This window comes from Streptomyces scopuliridis RB72, from assembly GCF_000718095.1.
Classification (GTDB): domain Bacteria; phylum Actinomycetota; class Actinomycetes; order Streptomycetales; family Streptomycetaceae; genus Streptomyces; species Streptomyces scopuliridis.
On record NZ_JOEI01000018.1, the window covers coordinates 216,989 to 239,652 of the forward strand.

The 22,664-nt window shown below is 69.8% G+C and carries 22 protein-coding genes; 13 read left to right on the forward strand and 9 right to left on the reverse strand.

All coding sequences use genetic code 11. The annotated features are described in order from the left end of the window. The first annotated feature begins 2 nt into the window (after positions 1-2). Together IF11_RS0123415 and IF11_RS0123420 are read left to right on the forward strand one after the other, a co-directional pair. Complete coding sequence (locus tag IF11_RS0123415; RefSeq protein ID WP_030353667.1) at positions 3-503, forward strand: PH domain-containing protein; 501 nt, start codon at positions 3-5, stop codon at positions 501-503. Then, entirely contained in the window at positions 500-2,059 is a 1,560-nt protein-coding gene (locus tag IF11_RS0123420; RefSeq protein ID WP_037728370.1) for a PH domain-containing protein, read from the forward strand. The genes IF11_RS0123415 and IF11_RS0123420 overlap by 4 nt, the downstream gene beginning before the upstream one ends. A gap of 104 nt (positions 2,060-2,163) precedes the next feature. Here the strand turns inward: IF11_RS0123420 and pgl are convergent, their stop codons facing one another. From pgl to tkt, 5 genes are read right to left on the reverse strand one after another with little or no spacing between them, the layout of a single operon-like run. Further along, entirely contained in the window at positions 2,164-2,946 is a 783-nt protein-coding gene (gene pgl, locus IF11_RS0123425) for a 6-phosphogluconolactonase (protein ID WP_030353669.1), read from the reverse strand. Beyond that, positions 2,943-3,980 carry a glucose-6-phosphate dehydrogenase assembly protein OpcA gene (opcA, locus tag IF11_RS0123430; RefSeq protein WP_030353670.1) on the reverse strand — a complete coding sequence of 346 codons (1,038 nt, stop codon included), beginning with the start codon at positions 3,978-3,980 and terminating at the stop codon, positions 2,943-2,945. Before opcA ends, pgl begins: the two co-directional genes overlap by 4 nt. Then, complete coding sequence (gene zwf / locus IF11_RS0123435; RefSeq protein WP_030353671.1) at positions 3,977-5,509, reverse strand: glucose-6-phosphate dehydrogenase; 1,533 nt, start codon at positions 5,507-5,509, stop codon at positions 3,977-3,979. The genes opcA and zwf overlap by 4 nt, the downstream gene beginning before the upstream one ends. A 5-nt stretch (positions 5,510-5,514) precedes the next feature. Further along, positions 5,515-6,633: a transaldolase gene (gene tal, locus IF11_RS0123440; protein WP_030353672.1), complete on the reverse strand. Its 1,119-nt coding sequence runs from the start codon at positions 6,631-6,633 to the stop codon at positions 5,515-5,517. A 35-nt stretch (positions 6,634-6,668) separates the two neighbouring features. After that, complete coding sequence (gene tkt / locus IF11_RS0123445) at positions 6,669-8,744, reverse strand: transketolase (RefSeq protein ID WP_030353673.1); 2,076 nt, start codon at positions 8,742-8,744, stop codon at positions 6,669-6,671. A 325-nt stretch (positions 8,745-9,069) separates the two neighbouring features. On the opposite strand from tkt, the gene IF11_RS0123450 reads away from it, so the two are divergent. From IF11_RS0123450 to IF11_RS0123460, 3 genes are all read left to right on the forward strand, one after another. Next, positions 9,070-10,017, forward strand: a complete 948-nt coding sequence (locus tag IF11_RS0123450; RefSeq protein WP_030353674.1) for a heme o synthase — start codon at positions 9,070-9,072, stop codon at positions 10,015-10,017. A gap of 90 nt (positions 10,018-10,107) precedes the next feature. Then, positions 10,108-10,482, forward strand: a complete 375-nt coding sequence (locus IF11_RS0123455) for a hypothetical protein (RefSeq protein ID WP_030353675.1) — start codon at positions 10,108-10,110, stop codon at positions 10,480-10,482. Positions 10,483-10,601: 119 nt separating this feature from the next. After that, positions 10,602-11,726 (forward strand): amidohydrolase family protein, encoded by a 1,125-nt coding sequence (locus tag IF11_RS0123460; RefSeq protein WP_030353676.1) that lies wholly within the window; start codon positions 10,602-10,604, stop codon positions 11,724-11,726. A 21-nt stretch (positions 11,727-11,747) separates the two neighbouring features. On the opposite strand, the gene IF11_RS0123465 is transcribed toward IF11_RS0123460, so the two are convergent. The 3 genes from IF11_RS0123465 to IF11_RS0123475 form a co-directional block, all read right to left on the reverse strand. Beyond that, positions 11,748-12,734 (reverse strand): COX15/CtaA family protein, encoded by a 987-nt coding sequence (locus IF11_RS0123465; RefSeq protein ID WP_030353677.1) that lies wholly within the window; start codon positions 12,732-12,734, stop codon positions 11,748-11,750. A 91-nt stretch (positions 12,735-12,825) separates the two neighbouring features. Next, positions 12,826-13,653: an ABC transporter permease gene (locus IF11_RS0123470; RefSeq protein WP_030353678.1), complete on the reverse strand. Its 828-nt coding sequence runs from the start codon at positions 13,651-13,653 to the stop codon at positions 12,826-12,828. After that, entirely contained in the window at positions 13,650-14,633 is a 984-nt protein-coding gene (locus IF11_RS0123475) for an ABC transporter ATP-binding protein (RefSeq protein ID WP_240627565.1), read from the reverse strand. Before IF11_RS0123475 ends, IF11_RS0123470 begins: the two co-directional genes overlap by 4 nt. 200 nt (positions 14,634-14,833) lie before the next feature. Here IF11_RS0123475 and IF11_RS0123480 point away from each other — a divergent pair, with 200 nt between their 5' ends. From IF11_RS0123480 to IF11_RS0123515, 8 genes are all read left to right on the forward strand, one after another. Beyond that, positions 14,834-15,577, forward strand: a complete 744-nt coding sequence (locus tag IF11_RS0123480; protein WP_030353680.1) for a helix-turn-helix transcriptional regulator — start codon at positions 14,834-14,836, stop codon at positions 15,575-15,577. Next, complete coding sequence (gene sufB / locus IF11_RS0123485; RefSeq protein WP_030353681.1) at positions 15,574-16,995, forward strand: Fe-S cluster assembly protein SufB; 1,422 nt, start codon at positions 15,574-15,576, stop codon at positions 16,993-16,995. Before IF11_RS0123480 ends, sufB begins: the two co-directional genes overlap by 4 nt. 78 nt (positions 16,996-17,073) lie before the next feature. Further along, positions 17,074-18,255: a Fe-S cluster assembly protein SufD gene (sufD, locus tag IF11_RS0123490; protein ID WP_030353682.1), complete on the forward strand. Its 1,182-nt coding sequence runs from the start codon at positions 17,074-17,076 to the stop codon at positions 18,253-18,255. Continuing rightward, positions 18,255-18,572: a bifunctional 3-phenylpropionate/cinnamic acid dioxygenase ferredoxin subunit gene (locus IF11_RS0123495; protein WP_030353683.1), complete on the forward strand. Its 318-nt coding sequence runs from the start codon at positions 18,255-18,257 to the stop codon at positions 18,570-18,572. The genes sufD and IF11_RS0123495 overlap by 1 nt, the downstream gene beginning before the upstream one ends. A gap of 7 nt (positions 18,573-18,579) precedes the next feature. Beyond that, the gene (gene sufC, locus IF11_RS0123500; RefSeq protein WP_030353684.1) at positions 18,580-19,344 is read left to right on the forward strand and encodes a Fe-S cluster assembly ATPase SufC; all 765 of its coding nucleotides are present in this window, start codon (positions 18,580-18,582) and stop codon (positions 19,342-19,344) included. Continuing rightward, entirely contained in the window at positions 19,341-20,597 is a 1,257-nt protein-coding gene (locus IF11_RS0123505; RefSeq protein WP_030353685.1) for a cysteine desulfurase, read from the forward strand. Before sufC ends, IF11_RS0123505 begins: the two co-directional genes overlap by 4 nt. Positions 20,598-20,621: 24 nt before the next feature. Continuing rightward, positions 20,622-21,086 (forward strand): Fe-S cluster assembly sulfur transfer protein SufU, encoded by a 465-nt coding sequence (sufU, locus tag IF11_RS0123510; protein ID WP_030353686.1) that lies wholly within the window; start codon positions 20,622-20,624, stop codon positions 21,084-21,086. Beyond that, complete coding sequence (locus IF11_RS0123515; RefSeq protein WP_030353687.1) at positions 21,083-21,421, forward strand: metal-sulfur cluster assembly factor; 339 nt, start codon at positions 21,083-21,085, stop codon at positions 21,419-21,421. Before sufU ends, IF11_RS0123515 begins: the two co-directional genes overlap by 4 nt. Positions 21,422-21,665: 244 nt before the next feature. Here the strand turns inward: IF11_RS0123515 and IF11_RS0123520 are convergent, their stop codons facing one another. Then, complete coding sequence (locus tag IF11_RS0123520; protein WP_030353688.1) at positions 21,666-22,664, reverse strand: hypothetical protein; 999 nt, start codon at positions 22,662-22,664, stop codon at positions 21,666-21,668.

Here is a 22,664-nt window from a genome sequence, read left to right on the forward strand (position 1 = left end):
CGATGACGGGGGAGGGGGCCCGACGGCTGCGGCCGCCGAACAACACGCTGGACAGACGCGCCATCGCCTGGTGGCGCACGCAGTGGCTGCTGCTGACCGCGGGCCCGGTGGGGGTCCTGGCCGTGCTGGGGGCGCTCATCACCCCGGCACGGGTATGGCTGCTGGTCCCGGCCGTCGTGCTGGCGGTGCTCGGGCTGGCCTGTGCGGCTCTGATACCCGGGTGGTGGTTCAGGGTGCACCGCTGGGAGGTGACGGACGAGGCGGTCTATGTCCGCACCGGCTTCTTCTGGCAGGAGTGGCGGATCGCGCCGATGTCCCGGATCCAGACCGTGGACACCGTGCGCGGTCCGCTGGAGCAGCTGTTCAAGCTCGCCACGGTGATCGTCACGACCGCGTCGTCCAAGGGCGCCGTGCGGATCGAGGGGCTCGACCATGAGCTGGCCGCCGGGCTGGCCGAGCAGCTGACGCATATCACCCAGGCCACGCCGGGGGACGCGACGTGAGCGAGCCCGCGGGGTTCGGGGGGCCCGCGGAGGGGGAGTGGCGGCGGCTGGACCGGCGTACGCTCCTGGTCACCGCGGTGATCATGGCCGGGGTCGTCATCGGCGCCGGTGTACCGGCCGCCGTCGGTATGGCCGGCGGCCTGGGGCTGCTGAAGGCGGTCGGCTGGGTGTCGGCCGGTGCCGTGCTGCTGATCATCTGCGGTACGGGCGGGGACTACATACGGTGGCGCCGCACCCGCTACCGGATAGGGCCCGAGCGCGCCGAGCTCCACACCGGGCTGCTCCTGCTGAAACGCCGGTCGCTGGCCCGCGAGCGGATCCGCAGCGTCGATCTGACGGCCCACCCCCTGCTCCGGGTCCTCGGGCTGGTGAAGGTGCGGATCGGCACCGGCGAGCAGACAGGCGCCGGGGAATCCACGCTGGAACTCGACCCCGTCACCCGCGCCGAGGGCGAGCGGCTCAGAAGGGAGCTGCTCGACCGGGCACCCGGGAAGCCCGGGACGTACGGCGACGGCACGCTGGCATCCTTCGACCGGCGGTGGATCCGGTACGCGCCGCTCTCCTTCGCCGCCCCGCTGCTCGGCGCCTCCGCGGCCGGCGGGCTGGTGCAGCTCAGCGAATGGTTCGGTGTGCAGCTGCGGCTCTTCGCCTGGCTGGGCGACTACTTCCGGGCCGTCTCGATCCTCTGGGGGAGCCTGGTCCTGCTCGCCGTGCTGGCTCTCGTGGGCGCCATAGGGGCGCTGGGCCTGTGGATCGAGATGTGGTGGAACTACCGTCTTGAGCGCGAGCCCGGCCGTACGCTCCGGGTCCGCCGCGGGCTGTTCACCTCCCGCTCCGTCTCCATCGAGGAGCGCCGGCTGCGCGGTGTCGAGCTGGTCGAGCCGCTCGGGGTCCGGATCGCGGGCGCGGCCAGGGTGGACGCGGTCGCCACCGGCTTCGCCCAGGAGGAAGAGGACATGCGCAGCGACAAGAAGACCCTGCTGCCCGCCGCGCCCCGGGCGCTGGCGGACGCGGTGGCGGCACAGGTCCTGCGCGAGCCCGTGTCCCCGACGAACAGCGTGACCCTGCTCCCGCACCCACGAGCCGCGCGCGGGCGCCGGCTGCGCTGGTCCGTCGCGTACGCACTGCTGCCGGTCCTGATCCTCGCCGTCCTCGGCCTGCTGCTGACCGATGTCCTGCTCTCCATCGCGGCGGTCTGCGCGGTGATCCTGCTGCCGGTGGCCGTCCTGTTCGCCCTCGACGCCTATCGCAACCTGGGCCACGGCCTCAGTGGCGGCTATCTCGTGGCCCGCTCCGGCACGCTGCGCCGGACGACGGTCGCCCTCCAGCGCGGCGGGGTGATCGGCTGGACGGTCAAGCAGTCGTACTTCCAGCGCCGCGCGGGCCTGCTGACGCTGACGGCGACGACGGCCGCGGGCGAGGGCGCGTACCACGTGTACGACGCGGCGCGGGGCGAGGGCCTGGCCTTCGCGGACGAAGCGGTCCCGGGCCTGCTGGCGCCCTTCCTGGAGCCGGAGCCGGAGCCGGACCAGGACGGGACGCCGCGCGAAACGTAGGACACGGCACGCATACGCCTCACGGCCCGGACCGCCGGAAAGGCGAGCCGGGCCGCGACGCGTACATGCGATCCGTGCGGACGGCGCTATGTGTCGGACACGCCCTACGCCGAGGCCGGCGGGTAGAGCGCCCGGGGCAGGGCCGAGGCCGCCGCCGCGTCCAGCAGCCACAGCGTGCGGCTGCGGCCGTACGCGCCCGCCGCCGGCGCCTGGATCTCGCCCGCGCCCGACAGAGCGATCTCCGCGGCCTTCGCCTTGTCCTCGCCCGCCGCCAGCAGCCACACCTCGTGTGCCGCGCGGATCGCGGGCAGCGTGAGGGAGATACGGGTCGGCGGAGGCTTGGGAGCGCCGTGCACGGCGACCACCGTGCGCTCGGTCTCCCGGACGCCCGGCAGCTCGGGGAAGAGCGAGGCCACATGCGTGTCGGGCCCGACCCCCAGCATCAGGACGTCGAAGGTCGGCACGGGCCCGTGGTCCTCCGGGCGGGCCGCCGCGGCGAGTTCGGTGGCGTACGAGGCCGCCGCCGCCTCCACATCACTGCCGTACGGGCCGTCCGAGGCCGGCATCACATGCACCCGCGAGGGGTCCAGCGGCACCGAGTCGAGCAGCGCCTCCCGCGCCTGGGTGATGTTGCGCTCCGGGTCGCCCTCCGGCAGGAACCGCTCGTCGCCCCACCACAGATCGAGCCGCGACCAGTCGACCGCGTCCCGGGCGGGCGCCTCGGCCAGCGCGGCCAGCAGACCGTTGCCGTTGCGCCCGCCCGTCAGGACGACGGAGGCGGAGCCACGGGCGGCCTGGGCATCCACGATCTTCGTGATCAGCCGGGCCGCCGCGGCCTGCGCCATCAGCTCCTTGTCACGGTGGACGACCAGCTGCGGAGCGCTCACTTCGACTCCGCCCTCTTGGGCATGGCGGCGGGCGTGACCGCGGGGGCGGGCTTGGCGGACGCCGTGCCGGCCGCAGCGCCGTCACCGTTGGCCTTCGACGAGCCCTCCCCGTCACTGAGCCGGTCCACGCCGAACCGCAGCGCCGACGCGTAGGTGTCGTCCGGGTCCAGCCGGCGCAGCTCCTCGGCGATCAGCTCCGAGGTCTCCCGGCGCTTCAGCGCCACCGCCCGGTCCGGCTGCCCCTGGATGGAGAGCGTCGCCAGCGAGCCGTCCGCCCGGTCCAGCTTGATCGGCCCACAGGACGTCTCCATCCGTACGGCCGTGAGACCGGGACCCTTGGAGACGCTGCGCTTGACCGGTACATGCAGCCGGTCGGCGAGCCACATGGCGAGCAGCTCGCAGCTCGGGTTGTGCTCCTCGCCCTCCACCTCCACCGAGGTGACATCGCAGGCCACCTGGTCCAGGGCGGCCGCGACCATCGAGCGCCACGGCGTGATCCGGGTCCAGGACAGATCCGTGTCGCCCGGGGTGTACGCGTCGGCGCGCGCCGTCAGCTCCGCCACGGGATTCTCGGCGGCGTACGTGTCGGTCACCCGGCGCTGCGCCAGCTTGCCCAGCGCGTCCTTGGCCGGGTTGACCGGCGCGTTGACCGGCCACCACACGACGACCGGGGCGTCCGGCAGCAGCAGCGGCAGGACCACCGACTGCGCGTGGTCCATCACCTCGCCGTACAGCCGCAGGACGACCGTCTCGCCGGTGCCCGCGTCCGCGCCCACCCGTACTTCGGCGTCGAGGCGGGGCTTGGCCCGGTCGCGCGGCGAGCGCGAGACGCGCTTGACGACGACCAGCTTCCTCGACGGGTGCTCGCGGGACGCCTCGTTGGCGGCCTTGAGCGCGTCGTACTGGTTCTCCTCGTCGGTGACGAGGACCAGCGTGAGGACCATGCCGACGGCGGGGGTGCCGATCGCCCTGCGTCCCTGCACCAGCGCCTTGTTGATCTTGCTCGACGTGGTGTCCGTAAGGTCGATCTTCATGGCCGGCGCCAGCTCCGTCCGTCTCGTGCGAGCATTTCGTCCGCCTCGACCGGACCCCAGGTCCCGGACTCGTACTGCGCGGGCTTGCCGTGCGTGTCCCAGAACTGCTCGATCGGGTCGAGGATCTTCCAGGACAGCTCGACCTCCTCCACACGCGGGAAGAGGTTCGAGTCGCCGAGCAGCACATCGAGGATGAGCCGCTCGTACGCCTCGGGGCTGGACTCCGTGAAGGACTCGCCGTATGCGAAGTCCATCGAGACGTCCCTGACCTCCATGGAGGTGCCGGGGACCTTGGAGCCGAACCGCATGGTCACGCCCTCGTCCGGCTGGACGCGGATGACCAGGGCGTTCTGCCCCAGCTCTTCCGTGGCCGTGTGGTCGAAGGGGGAGTGCGGCGCGCGCTGGAAGACCACCGCGATCTCCGTGACCCGGCGGCCGAGCCGCTTTCCGGTGCGGAGATAGAACGGGACGCCCGCCCAGCGGCGGTTGTCGATCTCCAGCTTCACCGCGGCATAGGTGTCGGTCTTCGACCTGGCGTCGATGCCGTCTTCCTGGAGATAGCCGACGGCCTTCTCGCCGCCCTGCCAGCCCGCGGCGTACTGCCCGCGTACCGTGCCCTCGGCGAGATCCTTCGGCAGCCGCACGGCGCCCAGCACCTTGGTCTTCTCCGCGGCCAGCGCGTCCGCGTCGAAGGAGGCGGGCTCCTCCATCGCGGTCAGCGCGAGCAGCTGGAGCAGATGGTTCTGGATCACGTCACGGGCGGCGCCGATGCCGTCGTAATAGCCGGCCCGGCCGCCGATGCCGATGTCCTCGGCCATGGTGATCTGGACATGGTCGACATACGACCGGTTCCAGATCGGCTCGAAGAGGGTGTTGGCGAACCGCAGCGCCAGGATGTTCTGGACGGTCTCCTTGCCCAGGTAGTGGTCGATCCTGAAGACCTCGTTGGACGGGAAGACCTCGTGGACGACCTTGTTCAGGTCCTGCGCGGACGCCAGGTCGTGTCCGAACGGCTTCTCGATGACCGCGCGCCGCCAGGAGCCCTCGGTCTGGTCGGCCAGGCCGTGCTTCTTGAGCTGCTGGACGACCTGCGGGAAGAACTTCGGCGGTACGGAGAGATAGAACGCGAAGTTCCCGCCCGTACCCTGCGACTTGTCGAGGTCGGCGATCGTCGCCTTCAGGTTCTCGAAGGCGTCGTCGTCGCCGAAGTCGCCCTGGACGAAGCGCATCCCCTGGATGAGCTGCTGCCAGACCTCCTCGCGGAACGGCGTGCGCGCGTGCTCCTTTACGGCGTCATGCACCTCCTTCGCGAAATCCTCGTCCTGCCACTCACGGCGTGCGAAGCCGACGAGCGAGAAGCCCGGCGGCAGCAGACCGCGGTTGGCCAGGTCATAGATGGCAGGCATCAGCTTTTTGCGGGACAAATCGCCCGTGACGCCAAAGATGACCAGGCCCGACGGCCCCGCGATACGCGGGAGCCGTCGGTCCGCGGCGTCACGGAGCGGGTTCGCTCCGTGGGTTGCGGTCAAGGGGATCAGCCCTCCGAAGGGGCGAGGCGCTTGAGCTCCGCCTCGGTCGACTTGAGCAGGTCGTTCCAGGAGGTCGCGAACTTCTCGACGCCCTCGTCCTCCAGCAGCTGAACGACATCGTCGTACGAGATGCCCAGCTTCGCGACGGCTTCGAGGTCCGCGCGCGCCTGGTCGTACGTACCGCGCACCGTGTCGCCGGTGATCTGCCCGTGGTCCGCGGTGGCGTCGAGCGTGGCCTCCGGCATGGTGTTCACCGTGTGGGGCGCCACCAGCTCGTCGACGTACAGCGTGTCCTTGTACGCCGGGTCCTTGACGCCGGTCGAGGCCCACAGCGGACGCTGCTTGTTGGCCTGCGCCCGGTCCAGGGCCGCCCAGCGCTCGGTGGCGAAGACCTCTTCGTACGCCTCGTACGCGAGCCGCGCGTTGGCCAGGGCCGCCTTGCCGCGGGCCTCCTTGGCCTCGGGCGTGCCCAGCGCGTCGAGCCGCTTGTCGATCTCGGTGTCCACGCGGGACACGAAGAAGGACGCCACCGAGTAGATCTTGGACAGGTCCAGGCCGGCGGCCTGTGCCTTCTCCAGACCCGCGATGTAGGCGTCCATGACCTCGCGGTAGCGCTCCAGCGAGAAGATCAGCGTGACATTGACGCTGATGCCCCGGCCGATCGTCTCGGTGATCGCCGGCAGACCGGCCTTGGTCGCCGGGATCTTGATCAGCGTGTTCGGACGGTCCACCAGCCAGGCGAGCTGCTTGGCCTCGGCGATGGTCGCCTTCGTGTTGTGCGCCAGCCGCGGGTCCACCTCGATGGAGACCCGGCCGTCCTGGCCCTGCGTCGCGTCGAAGACCGGACGCAGGATGTCGGCGGCGTCCCGGACGTCCGCCGTGGTGATCATGCGGATGGCTTCTTCGACGGTGACTTCGCGGGCGGCGAGGTCGGCCAGCTGGGTGTCGTACCCGTCGCCTCCCGAGATCGCCTTCTGGAAGATCGACGGATTGGTGGTGACGCCCACCACGTGCTGCTGGTCGATCAGTTCGGCCAGGTTGCCGGACGTGATCCGCTTGCGCGAGAGGTCGTCGAGCCAGATCGCGACGCCTTCGTCGGAGAGGCGCTTGAGTGCGTCTGTCATGAGAGTTGCATCTCCTACTGTTCGTATATAAGGCGTCAGCGCGCCGAAGCCGCCAGAGATTCCCGTGCCGCCGCGGCAACCGCGTCCGCGGTGAAGCCGAACTCCCGGAAGAGCACCTTGCCGTCCGCCGAAGCGCCGAAGTGCTCCAGCGAGACGATGCGTCCGGCGTCGCCCACGAAGCGGTGCCAGGTGAGCCCGATACCGGCCTCGACCGCCACCCGCGCCTTCACGGCCGGCGGCAGAACGCTGTCCTTGTACGTCTGGTCCTGCTCCTCGAACCACTCGACCGACGGCATCGAGACCACGCGGGTGGGGATACCGGCGGACTGGAGCTGGTCACGCGCCTCGACGGCCAGCTGGACCTCGGAGCCCGTGCCGATCAGCACGACCTGGGGAGCGCCGCCCTCGGCCTCGAACAGGACGTAACCGCCCTTGGCCGCCTCGTCGTTGGCCTCGTACGTCGGCACACCCTGGCGGGTCAGCGCCAGACCGTGCGGAGCGCCCTTGTCGTGCCGCTTGAGGATCTCGCGCCAGGCGATCGCCGTCTCGTTGGCGTCGGCGGGACGGACGATGTTCAGACCCGGGATGGTCCGCAGCGCGGTGAGGTGCTCGACCGGCTGGTGGGTCGGACCGTCCTCGCCGAGACCGATCGAGTCATGCGTCCACACGTAGGTGACCGGCACCCGCATCAGCGCGGCGAGCCGGACAGCCGGGCGCATGTAGTCGGAGAACACCAGGAAGGTGCCGCCGTAGATACGGGTGTTGCCGTGCAGCGCGATGCCGTTCATGGTCGAACCCATGGCGTGCTCGCGGATGCCGTAGTGCACCGTGCGGCCGTAGGGGTCGGCCTCCGGCAGGGGGTTGCCCACCGGGAGGAACGACGACGTCTTGTCGATGGTGGTGTTGTTCGAACCCGCGAGGTCGGCGGAGCCGCCCCACAGTTCGGGGATGACCTCACCGAGCGCCTGGAGCACCTTGCCGGACGCGGCGCGCGTCGCGACGGACTTGCCGGTCTCGAAGGCGGGGAGCTTCTCCTCCCAGTCCGCGGGCAGTTCGCCGGCCCTGACGCGGTCGAACGTCGCCGCGCGCTCCGGGTTGGCGGTACGCCAGGCGGCGAAGGTCTTCTCCCACTTGGTACGCGCCTCACGGCCGCGGTCGAGCGCCTCACGGGTGTGCGTGAGGACCTCGGCGGAGACGTCGAAGGACTTCTCCGGGTCGAAACCGAGCACCTTCTTGGTGGCGGCGACCTCTTCGTCGCCGAGCGCGGAGCCGTGCGCCGCCTCGGTGTTCTGCGCGTGCGGGGCGGGCCACGCGATGATCGAACGGGCCGCGATGAACGAGGGACGCTCGGTCTCCGCCCGCGCCGCCTTCAGGGCCTCGTACAGACCCGCCGGGTCGAGGTCGCCGTTGGGCAGCTGCTCGACGCGCTGCACATGCCAGCCGTACGCCTCGTACCGCTTGAGGGTGTCCTCGGAGACCGCGGTCTCGGTGTCACCCTCGATGGAGATGTGGTTGTCGTCCCAGAGCAGGACCAGATTGCCCAGCTTCTGGTGGCCGGCCAGCGAGGAAGCCTCCGCCGAGATGCCCTCCTGGAGGCAGCCGTCACCGGCGATCGCCCAGATGGTGTGGTCGAACGGGGAGGTGCCGGGGGCGGCCTCCGGGTCGTACAGACCGCGCTCGTAGCGGGCGGCCATCGCCATGCCCACCGCGTTCGCGACACCCTGCCCGAGCGGTCCCGTGGTCGTCTCCACACCGATGGTGTGTCCGTACTCCGGGTGGCCCGGGGTCTTCGAACCCCACGTACGGAAGGACTCCAGGTCTTCGAGTTCCAGACCGTATCCGGCCAGGTAGAGCTGGATATAGAGAGTCAGGGACGAGTGGCCCGCCGACAGGATGAACCTGTCTCGGCCGGTCCACTGCGCGTCGGCGGGATCGTGCCGCATCACCTTCTGGAACAGCAGATAGGCGGCGGGTGCCAGGCTCATGGCCGTACCAGGATGGCCGTTGCCGACCTTCTGTACGGAATCCATGGCCAGGACGCGGGCGGTGTCGACTGCCCGGCGGTCCGATTCGGTCCACTCGAGGTCTGTGGTGGTCGGCTTGGTGCTCACCCTGAGTCAGGGCTCCTCTCCACATGATCGATTCCGGTGTCTGAGGGCGCACCGGTTCGTTGTCGAGCCTACCCGCAGCAACAGTCATCTTTCCGAGCGTGTTTCCAGGGTGCGGTGCGCTCGGAGAGTTCGCCTCCCGGCGGCTCCGAGTTCACCTTCCGGCAGGTCGTACGGACCGTTCCGGGCGGGCGTTCAACGCGGTTTCGCGCGACCCACCCCCGCGAAGATCGGCGTATGGGCAACGTCTAGAGTGGCGTGGTACGCGCAAGTCTTTACCGGGCCTTCACGCCCGGAGCTTGCTGGGATTTCTCTGTCAGGGGTGTGCGTGACGGCCGTCGAGTCCCGACCCGCAGGGGTCGCCTTGACTCCGAGCTCGGGCGGCCATCGGCCGTTCGGCGCCCGCGTCAAGGCATTCGTGGTGCTGACCAAGCCGCGGATCATCGAGCTGCTGCTCATCACCACCATTCCGGTGATGTTCCTGGCCGCGCAAGGTGTGCCGAATCTGTGGCTGGTGGTCACTACCTGTATCGGCGGCTACCTCTCCGCCGGTGGCGCCAACGCGCTCAACATGTACATCGACCGCGACATCGACGCCCTGATGGACCGTACGTCGCAGCGTCCTCTGGTCACCGGTATGGTCTCGCCGCGCGAAGGCCTGGTGTTCGGCCTGACGCTGGCCGCGGTCTCGACCCTCTGGCTCGGACTTCTGGTCAACTGGCTGTCCGCGGGCCTCGCCCTGGGCGCGCTCCTCTTCTACGTCATCGTCTACACGATGATCCTCAAGCGCCGTACCTCGCAGAACATCGTCTGGGGCGGTATCGCGGGCTGTATGCCGGTGCTGATCGGCTGGTCGTCGGTCACCAACTCGGTGTCCTGGGCCGCCGTCATCCTCTTCCTCGTCATGTTCTTCTGGACGCCGCCGCACTACTGGCCGCTGTCCATGAAGGTCAAGGACGACTACGCGCGCGCGGGCGTCCCGATGCTTCCGGTCGTCGCGACCAACCAGGTCGTGGCCCGCCAGATCGTGCTCTACAGCTGGGTGATGGTCGCGGTCTCGCTGCTGCTGACCCCCCTGGGGTACACCGGCTGGTTCTATACGACGGTGGCGCTGGTGTCCGGCGGCTACTGGCTCTGGGAGGCGCACGGGCTCCAGTCGCGCGCCAAGGCCGGCGAGACGGGCGCCAAGCTCAAGGAGATGCGGCTGTTCCACTGGTCCATCACCTATGTGTCGCTGCTCTTCGTGGCCGTGGCGGTGGATCCCTTCCTGCGCTGAGCGCTTTCGCTCCCGACGGGTGGGGTGCGTGGTCAAGGCCACGCACCCCACCCGTCTTCGGTTGATCTACCGGTGGGTAGCATCCCGTTCATGGCAGAGACCCAGCAGGCAGAGCGGAACGACGAGGCCGACGAGAGCAGGGCCCTGGCCCGGCGGGAGGCGCGCGACGAGCGCCGGGCCGCCCGGCTGGCGAAGCGGATCGGCGCCTTCGCCCGACGGCACGGCGGCGCCGAGGGGCAGCTCGCGTATCTCGGGCAGAGCGGCACGCGCATCGTGCTGGTCGGTGAGGACGGCGGCTGGGGCGATCTCGTCGCTCCCACGCACGCCATCGCGAGCAGCGCGGCCGAGAAGGCGGGACTCACCCTGCACGAGTCCTTCGACGGCGAGTTCGCCGCCAAGGTGCGTACGGGACCGTACGAATGGAAGCGGATGGCCGGACTCCAGCTCGGTGGCCGCGAAGCCTGAGACGCCGCGAAGCCTGCGGCATCGCGACGCCGGAGAGGCGCCGGGAAGTCCGAAGGGCGCCACCCGAGCGCGAGTTACCCGTTAGGACGGTAGGAGTGCGGTCCACGACGGGAAACCCGATGATCGAAACAGTGTCCCTGGTGGACCAGTACTGCCACGGCGTGCTCCGTACGGAACTGGGCCTCGCCACCTTCGAGGCCCAGCTCGGCGGGACGGCGCGCGCGCCCGCGCCCGCGCCGGGCACCACGTTCTTCGACACCCAGACCGGGTTCGCCGTCCGGCGCTGGTGCCCGCCGCTGCTCGGTCTGGAGCCGCACTGCCCGCCCGCGCGCTATCTCGCCCGCCGCCGGGAGCTGGGCGTACTCGAAACCGGACGCCGGCTGCTGCGCTCCACCGGGATCTCCACCTATCTGGTGGACACCGGGCTGCCCGGCGATCTGACCGGGCCCGCCGAGATCGCCGCGACGGGCGCGGCCGAGGCACACGAGATCGTACGGCTGGAACCGCTGGCCGAACGGGTCGCGGATGTCTCGGGCGGGGCGGGCACCTTCCTGGCCGGTCTCGCCGAATCCGTGCACGTGGCGGCGGATTCCGCCGTCGCCTTCAGCTCCGTCGCCGGGGCCAGGGCCGGTCTCGCCGTGTCGCCCGAGCCGCCGGGGGCGGGGGAGGTACGGGGCGCGGCGGGGCGCTGGCTGGCCGGGCGCCGGGCCGGCGGCCCGCTCACCGACCCCGTACTGCTGCGGCATCTGCTCTGGACGGCGATCGGTTCCGGGCTGCCGCTCCAACTGCACGCGGGCGGCGGCTTTGACACGTACCCGCCGGACGGCCACGCCGACCCCGGGGCGCTCACCGGCTTCGCGGCGGCCACGGCCGGGCTCGGCACCGATCTCGTCCTGCTGAACGGCTATCCGCACCACCGGCACGCGGCTCATCTGACGAGCGTCTTCCCGCATGTGTACGCGGATCTGGGGCCCGTGCTCGCGCGGACCGGGGCCGGGGCCGCGTCCGTACTCGCGGAGATCCTGGAGCTCGCGCCGTTCGGGAAGCTGCTGTTCTCCAGCGGCGCGCGCGGGCTGCCCGAGCTGCATGTGGTGGGCGCCCAGGTGTTCAGGGAGGCGCTGGAGCGGGTCCTCGGCGGCTGGGTGGGCGACGGCGCGTGGGCGTTACGGGACGCCCAGCGCGTCGCCGGGATGATCGCGGCCGGCAACGCCCACCGGCTCTACGGACTGCCGGACGCTTCCTAGCCACGCTTCTCGGAGAGCCGGCTACGAGACGCCCGACTGTGAGACAGCCGACAGCGCCGGGTCCGGCTGCGCGGGGATCTCCGCCGCCGTCCGCGGCCGCTCGCGCAGGCTCATCGCCAGCCGCAGCACGGCGATCCACACCAGGCAGGAGCCCAACATATGGGCGCCGACCAGGACTTCGGGGAGGTCGGTGAAGAACTGCACATAGCCGATGCCGCCTTGCGCGAGCAGCACCAGCAGCAGCTCCCGGGCGCGTGCCCGGGTGTCGGCGGGGGCGTCCACCACCCGCAGCACCAGCCACATCGCCACCGCCAGCGCGCAGACGACCCAGGCGAACACCGCGTGCACATGGGCGGTGGTGGCCCAGTCGAACGGCATCCGGGGCACATCGCTGCTGTCGCCGGCGTGCGGGCCCGAGCCCGTCACCGCCGTACCCGCCGCGATCAGCACCACCGCGGAGCCCACCAGCGCCCAGGACAGCTTGCGCACCGGGCGCGGGACGCGCGGCCGGGGGGCGCCGTCGCCCTCGCGGGTACGCAGCCAGGTCAGGGTGGTGACGGTGAGCAGGGTGCTGGCGAGGAAGAAGTGCCCCGCGACGGTCCACGGGTTGAGGTCCATCCACACCGTGATCCCGCCGATCACCGCGTTGCCCATCACGATCCAGAACTGCGACCAGGCGAGCCGGGTCAGCCCGTGCCGACGCGGCTTGGCGGAGCGCACCGCGATGATCGCCCAGCCGACCGCCGCGCACAGCACATAGGTCAGCAGGCGGTTGCCGAACTCGATCGCGCCGTGCAGCCCTTGCTCGGGTGTGGCGAAGAGGCTGTCGTCCGTGCACTTCGGCCAGGTGTCGCAGCCGAGGCCCGAACCGGTCAGCCGGACAGCGCCGCCGGTGATGATGATGACGACGCTCATCAGGACGGCGGTGAGCGCGGCGCGCTGGAGCGTACGGGGTGACGGCGTCCAGCGCTGAGCGATATACGCGAGGGGGGTCAACACGGCCACCATCGTAGGACGGAGCTTGTGCAGCTTTTCACGAGGGGTACGTATGCCGCATGCCGGCGGCCCCCGGCCCTGGGGCGCCGCCCTGCTCCGGCGTCTACTCCCAGCGGAAGAACGCCCCCGCCGCGCCGAGGCCGAGCGCGGCCCAGACGGCGAGGATCCCGAGGTCGCCCCACGGCAGCGCGGCGCCGTGCTGAAGCACCTCGCGCAGCCCGTCGGAGAGCGCCGATATCGGCAGCAGCCCGAGCACCGAGCGCGCCGCGTCCGGGAATTCGTCCAGCGGCACGATCACTCCGCCGCCCACCAGGAGCAGCAGAAAGACCAGGTTCGCGGCGGCCAGCGTCGCCTCGGCCCTGAGCGTGCCGGCCATCAGCAGCCCGAGCCCGGAGAACGCGGCCGTGCCCAGCACGAGCAGCGGCAGAACGGCGAACGGGCTGCCCTCCGGGGACCAGCCGAGCCCGAACGCGATCACGGTCAGCAGCACGATCTGGAGCACTTCGGTGACCAGCACGGAGAGCGACTTGGCGGTCATCAGGCCCCAGCGCGGCAGCGGTGACACCGCGAGCCGCTTGAGCACCCCGTACCGCCGCTCGAAACCGGTGGCGATGGCCTGGCCGGTGAACGCCGTGGACATCACGGCCAGCGCGAGTACGCCCGGGGCCAGGAAGTCCACCGCCCTGTCCGCGCCGGTGTCGATGATGTCGACCGTCGAGAAGAGCACCAGCAGCAGCGACGGGATGATCACGGTCAGCAGCAGCTGCTCGCCGTTGCGCAGCAGCAGCTTCGTCTCGAACGCCGTCTGCGCCGCGATCATGCGCGCCAGCGGGGCCGCGCCGGGCGCCGGGGCGTAGGTGCCGGTGCCGTGTGTACCGGTGCCGCTCGTGCCGGTGCCGCTCGTGCCGGTGCCCCTCGTGCTGGTGCTCATGAACGCAGCTCCTTGCCGGTCAGTTCGAGGAAGACGTCCTCCAGCGTGTGCCGCTCCACGGAGATCCCGTCCGCCATCACGCCGTGCTGCGCGCACCAGGAGGCGACCGTCGCGAGCAGCTGCGGATCGACCCCGCCGGTGATCCGGTACACCCCCGAGGACAGCTCGTCGGCGGTGGTGCCGTCCGGCAGCGCCTTCAGCAGGGAGCCGAGGTCGAGCCCGGGGCGCCCGGTGAAGCGCAGGGTGTTCTCCGCGCCGCCCCGGCACAGCTCCTCGGGGCTGCCCTGGGCGATGACCCGGCCGGCGTCGATGATCACCACATCGTCGGCCAGCTCCTCGGCCTCGTCCATGAAGTGCGTGGTCAGCACCACGCCCACCCCGTCGGAGCGCAGCTCGCGGACGAGATCCCAGGTGGAGCGGCGGGCCTGCGGGTCGAGGCCGGCGGTCGGCTCGTCCAGGAAGACCAGCTCGGGGCGGCCCACGACGGCCAGGGCCAGCGCGAGCCGCTGCTGCTGGCCGCCGGAGAGCCGCCGGTAGGTGGTACGGCCGCAGCTGCCGAGGCCGAGCCGTTCGATCAGCGCGTCCACATCGAGCGGGCGGGCGTGCAGCCGGGCCATATGGCGGAGCATCTCGTCGGCGCGCGCACCGGAGTACACGCCGCCGGACTGGAGCATCACGCCGATACGCGGGCGCAGCCGGGCGGCGTCGGCGACGGGGTCCAGCCCCAGGACGCGTACGGTCCCCGCGTCCGGCTTGCGATACCCCTCGCATATCTCGACCGTGGTGGTCTTGCCGGCTCCGTTGGGACCGAGGACGGCGGTGACCGTACCGGCACCGACCGTGACATCGAGGCCGTCCACCGCGGTCTTGGCCCCGTACCGCTTGACCAGGCCCCGTACCTCGACGACCGGCTCTCCGGAGGTCCGGCCCGCGGCGGAGCCGCTTTCGGGCAGACGGTCACCCGGGAAGTCGCTGTACATGCCGGGAAGTCTAGGCAGGCGGGAAGGGTCTCAATCCCGCAGGGGTGAAACGGCGGTTCCACGCCATGAGGAAGGCTCTCTCTCCGGGCCGGAGAGCGGCCCATGCGGCGTTCCTTAGGTAACCCTTAGTGATGAAGCGCACCGGAAGCCGTTTTCCGCCTCGGTTGTCAGGGCCGGAGGAATTACGCAACAATGGCGTTGTGAAATACGTTGGCGAGGCTTCCCACGAGGAACTCGCGACCGGCGAGCACCCCACTCGCAACCGGGTCGCGCGCTCCATCCTGGACCATGGCCCGTCCACCGTCTCCGATCTGGCGGGACGCCTCGGGCTCACTCAGGCGGCCGTCCGCCGTCATCTGGACGCGCTGGTGGCCGACTCCGTCGTGGAGCCCCGTGACCAGCGGGTCTATGGCTCGCGCGGGCGCGGCAGGCCCGCCAAGGTGTTCGCCCTGACCGACTGCGGCCGGGACGCCTTCGACCAGTCCTACGACCAGCTCGCCGCCGACGCCCTGCGCTGGATCGCGGCCACCGCCGGCGGTGGTGAGCGGGGCGAGGCGGCCGTCGCCGCCTTCGCCCGCGCCCGTATCGCCGGCCAGTCCGAGGGCTACCGGCAGGCGGTCGAGGCCGCCGAGCCGGAGAAGCGCACGGAGGCACTCGCCAAGGCGCTGAGCACCGACGGGTACGCTGCTACGGCGCGTAGCGCGCCGAACCGACAGGGCGAGCAGCTCTGCCAGCACCACTGCCCGGTCGCGCATGTCGCCGAGCAGTTCCCCCAGCTGTGCGAGGCGGAGACGGAATTCTTCTCCCAGCTGCTCGGGACCCATGTGCAGCGGCTCGCCACCATCGCCCATGGCGACGGGGTCTGCACGACCTTCATTCCCCGCGCCACCCGACAGACCACCGATCACGCATCCGAAAGCACAGCCGGGAGGAACCCCGCATGACGCTCCCCACCGAGACTGCCCATCCTGAGCTCGAAGGCCTGGGCACGTATGAATTCGGCTGGGCGGACTCCGACGCCGCCGGTGCCGCGGCCAAGCGCGGCCTCTCCGAGGCCGTCGTGCGCGACATCTCGGCGAAGAAGAACGAGCCGGAGTGGATGCTCAAGCTGCGGCTCAAGGGTCTGCGCCTGTTCGACAAGAAGCCCATGCCCAACTGGGGCTCCGACCTGTCGGGCATCGACTTCGACAACATCAAGTACTTCGTGCGGTCCACCGAGAAGCAGGCGGCTTCCTGGGAGGAGCTGCCGGAGGACATCAAGAACACGTACGACAAGCTCGGCATCCCGGAGGCGGAGAAGCAGCGCCTCGTCGCGGGTGTCGCCGCCCAGTACGAGTCCGAGGTCGTCTACCACCAGATCCGTGAGGACCTGGAGGAGCAGGGCGTCATCTTCCTGGACACGGACACCGCGCTGAAGGAGCACCCGGAGCTCTTCCAGGAGTACTTCGGCACGGTCATCCCGGTCGGTGACAACAAGTTCGCCTCGCTGAACTCGGCCGTGTGGTCCGGCGGATCGTTCATCTACGTGCCGAAGGGCGTGCAGGTCGACATCCCGCTCCAGGCCTACTTCCGTATCAACACGGAGAACATGGGCCAGTTCGAGCGGACGCTGATCATCGTCGACGAGGACGCCTACGTCCACTACGTCGAGGGCTGCACCGCCCCGATCTACTCCTCGGACTCGCTGCACAGCGCCGTGGTCGAGATCATCGTCAAGAAGGGCGGCCGCTGCCGCTACACGACGATCCAGAACTGGTCGAACAACGTCTACAACCTGGTCACCAAGCGCGCCGTGGCCTACGAGGGCGCGACCATGGAGTGGGTCGACGGCAACATCGGCTCCAAGGTCACCATGAAGTACCCGGCCGTCTACCTGATGGGCGAGCACGCCAAGGGCGAGACCCTGTCCATCGCCTTCGCGGGCGAGGGCCAGCACCAGGACGCCGGCGCCAAGATGGTCCACATGGCCCCGCACACCTCGTCGAACATCGTCTCCAAGTCGGTGGCGCGCGGTGGCGGCCGTACCTCGTACCGCGGTCTGATCGAGATCGGCGAGGGCGCCGAGGGCTCCAAGTCCAATGTGCTCTGTGACGCGCTGCTGGTGGACACCATCTCGCGCTCCGACACCTACCCGTACGTGGACGTCCGCGAGGACGACGTGTCCATGGGCCACGAGGCGACCGTCTCCAAGGTCTCCGAGGACCAGCTCTTCTATCTGATGAGCCGCGGTCTCTCCGAGTTCGAGGCCATGGCCATGATCGTCCGCGGCTTCGTGGAGCCGATCGCCAAGGAGCTGCCCATGGAGTACGCGCTGGAGCTCAACCGGCTGATCGAGCTGCAGATGGAGGGGTCCGTCGGCTGACCGCCGGCCCGGATACCGCCCGACCAGCAGCGCCCGTAATCCCTTACGCAGAGGCAGAGAGAGAGCACGACGACAGCCATGGCTGAGGCTCAGAACATTCCGGCGGGTTCCACGACCGCCGGTTCGATCGCGGTGGCCGCCGAGTCGACCGTCGCCACGCGCATGAGCGCGCCCCCCTCCTACGACGTGGCGGACTTCCCCGTCCCGCACGGCCGCGAGGAGGAGTGGCGGTTCACGCCGCTGGAACGGCTGCGCGGTCTGCACGACGGCAGCGCCGTCGCGCAGGACGGCGGCGTCACGGTCGAGGTGACCGCCCCCGAGGGCGTCATCGTCGAGACCGTCGGCCGTGACGACGCGCGGGTCGGCAAGGCCGGTATCCCGGTGGACCGGGTCGCCGCCCAGGCGTACTCCTCGTTCGAGAAGGCCTCGGTCGTCTCGGTGCCCAAGGAGACCGTGGTGAGCGAGCCGATCCGGATCGCCGTCCACGGCGAGGGCGGGGTCTCGTACGGTCACCAGATCATCGAGCTGGGAGCCTTCGCCGAGGCGGTCGTGGTCATCGACCACACCGGCGACGGCGTGCTCGCCGCCAATGTCGACTACCTCCTCGGGGACGGCGCCAAGCTGACCGTCGTCTCCGTACAGGACTGGGACGACAAGGCCGTCCATGTCGCCCAGCACAACGCGCTGGTCGGCCGCGACGCCTCGTTCAAGTCGATCGTGGTCACCTTCGGCGGCGATCTCGTACGGCTCCAGCCGCGCGTCCAGTACGCGGGCACCGGCGGCGAGGCCGAGCTGTTCGGCCTCTACTTCACCGACCGTGGCCAGCACCAGGAGCACCGTCTCTTCGTCGACCACAACGCCGCGCACTGCAAGTCCAACGCGGCCTACAAGGGCGCGCTCCAGGGCACGGACGCGCACGCCGTATGGATCGGTGACGTACTCATCCGCGCCTCGGCCGAGGGCACCGACACCTATGAGATGAACCGGAACCTGGTCCTCACGGACGGCGCCCGGGTCGACTCGGTGCCGAACCTGGAGATCGAGACCGGTGAGATCGCCGGCGCCGGCCACGCCTCCGCCACCGGCCGGTTCGACGACGAGCAGCTCTTCTACCTGATGGCCCGCGGCATCCCGGAGACCGAGGCCCGCCGGCTGGTGGTCCGCGGCTTCTTCGCCGAGCTGGTCCAGAAGATCGGCCTGCCGGATGTCGAGGAACGTCTGATGGCCTCGATCGAGGCGGAGCTGGAGGCGTCAGTCTGATGGCCTTCGTCCGAGTCTGTGGGCTGGGCGAGCTGGAGGAGGACACCCCGAAGAGGGTGGAACTCGACGGCACGCCCATCTCCCTCGTGCGTACCGAGGGCGAGGTGTTCGCGATCAACGACATCTGCTCGCACGCGAACGTGTCGCTCTCGGAGGGCGAGGTCGAGGACTGCATGATCGAATGCTGGCTGCACGGCTCCAGCTTCGACCTCCGTACCGGAAAGCCGTCCGGCCTGCCCGCGACGCGCCCCGTCCCCGTATACCCCGTAAAGATCGAAGGGGACGATGTGCTCGTCTCCGTCACCCAGGAGTCCTGAGTCACCCATGGCAACGCTTGAAATCCACGACCTGCACGTCTCCGTCGAGGCCGAGAACGGCCCCCGCGAGATCCTCAAGGGCGTCGACCTGACCGTCAAGCAGGGCGAGACGCACGCCATCATGGGCCCCAACGGCTCCGGCAAGTCGACCCTCGCGTACTCCCTCGCGGGCCACCCCAAGTACACGATCACCGGTGGCACCGTGACCCTGGACGGCGAGGACGTCCTGGAGATGACCGTCGACGAGCGCGCCCGCGCCGGCCTCTTCCTCGCCATGCAGTACCCCGTCGAGGTCCCCGGTGTCTCGGTCTCCAACTTCCTGCGCACCTCGGCCACTGCCGTGCGCGGCGAGGCCCCCAAGCTGCGCACCTGGGTGAAGGAGGTCCGGGAGACCATGGAGCGTCTCCAGATGGACTCCTCCTTCGCCGAGCGCAACCTGAACGAGGGCTTCTCCGGCGGTGAGAAGAAGCGGCACGAGATCCTCCAGCTCGAACTGCTCAAGCCCAAGATCGCGATCCTCGACGAGACCGACTCCGGCCTCGACGTCGACGCGCTGCGCGTCGTCTCCGAGGGTGTCAACCGCGTCCGTGAGAGCGGCGAGGTCGGCACCCTGCTGATCACGCACTACACGCGGATTCTCCGCTACATCAAGCCCGACTTCGTGCATGTCTTCGCGCAGGGCCGGATCGCCGAGTCCGGCGGTGCGGAGCTGGCCGACAAGCTGGAGAACGAGGGCTACGAGGCATACGCGAAGGGTGGCGTCACCGCGTGACACAGTTGCCGGGCCTGCTCGACACCGAGGCGATCCGTAAGGACTTCCCCCTGCTGGATCGTGTGGTCCACGACGGGAAGAAGATCGTGTACCTGGACTCCGCGGCGACCTCGCAGAAGCCGCGCCAGGTACTCGACGCGCTCAACGAGTACTACGAGCGGCACAACGCGAATGTCCACCGCGGCGTGTACACCATCGCCGAGGAGGCCACGGCGCTGTACGAGGGTGCCCGTGACAAGGTCGCCGCTTTCATCAACGCGCCGAGCCGCAACGAGGTGATCTTCACCAAGAACGCCTCGGAGTCGCTCAACCTCGTGGCGAACATGCTCGGCTGGGCGGACGAGCCCTACCGGGTGGACCACGAGACCGAGATCGTCATCACGGAGATGGAGCACCACTCCAACATCGTGCCGTGGCAGCTGCTCTCGCAGCGCACGGGCGCGAAGCTGAAGTGGTTCGGCATCACCGACGAGGGCCGGCTCGACCTGTCCAATATCGACGAGATCATCACGGAGAAGACGAAGATCGTCTCCTTCGTCCTGGTCTCCAACATCCTGGGCACCCAGAACCCGGTCGAGAAGATCATCCGGCGCGCGCAGGAGGTCGGCGCTCTGGTCTGCGTCGACGCCTCGCAGGCCGCCCCGCACCAGGTGCTCGACGTACAGGCGCTCCAGGCCGACTTCGTCGCCTTCACCGGCCACAAGATGGTCGGCCCGACCGGGATCGGCGTTCTCTGGGGCCGCCAGGAGCTGCTGGAGGACCTGCCGCCGTTCCTGGGCGGCGGCGAGATGATCGAGACCGTGTCGATGCACTCGTCGACATATGCCCCGGCGCCGCACAAGTTCGAGGCGGGTACGCCCCCGATCGCCCAGGCTGTCGGCCTCGGCGCGGCCGTGGACTATCTCAGCGCGATCGGCATGGACAGGATCGCCGCGCATGAGCACGTCCTCACCGAGTACGCGGTGAAGCGGCTGCTGGAGGTCCCCGGCCTGCGGATCATCGGTCCGGAGACGGCCGAGGACCGCGGCGCCACGATCTCCTTCACGCTCGGCGACATCCACCCCCACGATGTGGGCCAGGTCCTGGACGAGCAGGGCATCGCGGTCCGGGTCGGCCACCACTGCGCGCGGCCGGTCTGCCTGCGGTACGGAATTCCCGCGACCACGCGAGCGTCTTTCTATCTGTACTCCACTCCGGCCGAGGTCGACGCTCTGGCCGAGGGGCTTGAGCACGTCCGTAACTTCTTCGGATGAGGACCTGAGAGGGCAGGGCAGTTCGTGAAGCTGGATTCGATGTACCAGGACGTCATCCTGGACCACTACAAGCACCCGCACGGGCGCGGTCTCCGGGACGGCGACGCCGAGGTGCACCACGTCAATCCGACCTGCGGTGACGAGATCACGCTGCGTGTGCGGTACGAGGGTTCGCGGATCGCGGATGTGTCGTACGAGGGCCAGGGCTGCTCGATCAGCCAGGCCAGCGCGTCCGTACTGAACGACCTCCTGGTCGGCAAGGAGCTGGCCGAGGCGCAGAAGATCCAGGGCACCTTCCTGGAGCTGATGCAGTCGAAGGGCCAGCTCGAACCCGACGACGCGATGGAAGAGGTGCTGGAGGACGCGGTCGCGTTCGCCGGCGTCTCGAAGTACCCCGCCCGCGTGAAGTGCGCGCTGCTGAGCTGGATGGCGTGGAAGGACGCGACGGCCCAGGCCCTGGGCGACAGCGCGACGAAGGAGACGGCATGAGCGAGAACGAGACCCTGACGATCAAGCCGGCCTCGGAGGACGAGGTCCGTGAGGCGCTGTACGACGTCGTCGACCCCGAACTGGGCATCGATGTCGTCAACCTCGGTCTGATCTACGGCATCCATATCGACGATTCCAATATCGCCACCCTGGACATGACCCTGACGTCGGCGGCGTGCCCGCTGACCGATGTGATCGAGGACCAGGCGAAGGCGGCGACGGACGGCATCGTCAGCGAACTCAAGATCAACTGGGTCTGGATGCCGCCGTGGGGCCCCGACAAGATCACCGACGACGGCCGCGAGCAGCTGCGCGCGCTGGGCTTCAACGTCTGAGCCTCTCGCTGTGTGAGAGAGGGCCCCATGATCCGGGCGGATCATGGGGCCCTCTCTTGCGGCATGCGCTAGGGCCTGTCTTCAAAGTAGCGCCGTCCGCCCGAAGGGCGGGCCCGGGGGCGTCCGGTGCGTGCGATCGCAAGGCGGAGGGTCTCCCCAGTACTGGACGTACTGGGGTGATCCGACAACGCCGCGAGCGTGCGTGCCGGGCGTCGCCGGGCAGGCGGGACTTTGAAGACAGGCCCTAGTGGTGGGGCGGTGTTCCGGCGGCTTCGGCCAGGGTGGGGGCCAGGTTCTCGGTGCGGATGCGCTGGTCCACGTAGAGCAGGTTCAGCACCAGCTGGGGGAAGGTCGTCGTGATGAACTGCATGACCAGCTGGGCGATCATGAACAGCACCAGATAGCCGCTCACAGCCACGAGGATCTGTCCGGCGGTCGGATCGCCGCTGAGCGTGGACGGGGTCAGCAGGCTGCCGAAGGCGGTCAGCCCGTTGACCAACTGCTGGATGACGACGCCGGCGATGGACGCCATGGCGAAGGCCAGCAGCGAGATGCCGTAGATCCGCCACCAGGCGCCGCGTACCAGGGCTGCCGAGCGGCGCAGGGACGCGAGCGGGCCGCGGGATTCGATGACGGCGACCGCCGGGGCCAGGCTGAGGCGGACCCAGAGCCAGACCGCCGGCGGGGTGATCGCCAGGGCGCCCAGGAAGCCGAGCGGGATCAGCCAGACGAGATTGGCCGGTGAGCCGTCCATGGTGAGGTAGCTGATCAGCGTGGCGGTGAAGCCCAGGACGAGCAGGATCACCGGCAGGACGACGATCAGCCCGCTGAGGACGACGACGCCGAGAACCGCGGGGAACCGGGCGACGGCCCGGCGCCAGACCGCGCCGAAAGTGGTGGGACGGCCCAGGACGGCGCTCTGGACGACCGAGGGGCAGGCGGCCTGGACGACCGCGTTGGCGGCCAGCAGCATCACCATGCCGAAGAGCCAGACACAGCCGAACGCGATCAGCAGCGGCCGGATCTCGGCCCAGGACGGATCCACGCCGTGGGGCGTGTCGAGGACCTCGCGCAGCTGGTTGCCGACAGTGATGTAGGCGACGGTCAGCGCGATCGCGACGGCTGCCATGGCCGCGCCGTACACGGCGGCAGCCACCCCGAACAGCTGCTTCCAGTACCGGCCCAGCGTGGCGAACGTGCCGCCGAGTATGTCGCCGAGGCTGAGCGGGCCGAGGGGTATCAC

What these genes read in the sequence shown, in the direction of transcription:
- IF11_RS0123415 (WP_030353667.1), top strand. Translation starts at nt 3, where the DNA reads ATGACGGGGGAGGGGGCCCGACGGCTGCGGCCGCCGAACAACACGCTG.
- opcA (WP_030353670.1), bottom strand. Translation starts at nt 3,980, where the DNA reads ATGAAGATCGACCTTACGGACACCACGTCGAGCAAGATCAACAAGGCG.
- tal (WP_030353672.1), bottom strand. Translation starts at nt 6,633, where the DNA reads ATGACAGACGCACTCAAGCGCCTCTCCGACGAAGGCGTCGCGATCTGG.
- IF11_RS0123455 (WP_030353675.1), top strand. Translation starts at nt 10,108, where the DNA reads ATGGCAGAGACCCAGCAGGCAGAGCGGAACGACGAGGCCGACGAGAGC.
- IF11_RS0123460 (WP_030353676.1), top strand. Translation starts at nt 10,602, where the DNA reads ATGATCGAAACAGTGTCCCTGGTGGACCAGTACTGCCACGGCGTGCTC.
- IF11_RS0123465 (WP_030353677.1), bottom strand. Translation starts at nt 12,734, where the DNA reads ATGGTGGCCGTGTTGACCCCCCTCGCGTATATCGCTCAGCGCTGGACG.
- IF11_RS0123470 (WP_030353678.1), bottom strand. Translation starts at nt 13,653, where the DNA reads ATGAGCACCAGCACGAGGGGCACCGGCACGAGCGGCACCGGCACGAGC.
- IF11_RS0123475 (WP_240627565.1), bottom strand. Translation starts at nt 14,633, where the DNA reads ATGTACAGCGACTTCCCGGGTGACCGTCTGCCCGAAAGCGGCTCCGCC.
- sufB (WP_030353681.1), top strand. Translation starts at nt 15,574, where the DNA reads ATGACGCTCCCCACCGAGACTGCCCATCCTGAGCTCGAAGGCCTGGGC.
- sufD (WP_030353682.1), top strand. Translation starts at nt 17,074, where the DNA reads ATGGCTGAGGCTCAGAACATTCCGGCGGGTTCCACGACCGCCGGTTCG.
- IF11_RS0123495 (WP_030353683.1), top strand. Translation starts at nt 18,255, where the DNA reads ATGGCCTTCGTCCGAGTCTGTGGGCTGGGCGAGCTGGAGGAGGACACC.
- sufC (WP_030353684.1), top strand. Translation starts at nt 18,580, where the DNA reads ATGGCAACGCTTGAAATCCACGACCTGCACGTCTCCGTCGAGGCCGAG.
- IF11_RS0123515 (WP_030353687.1), top strand. Translation starts at nt 21,083, where the DNA reads ATGAGCGAGAACGAGACCCTGACGATCAAGCCGGCCTCGGAGGACGAG.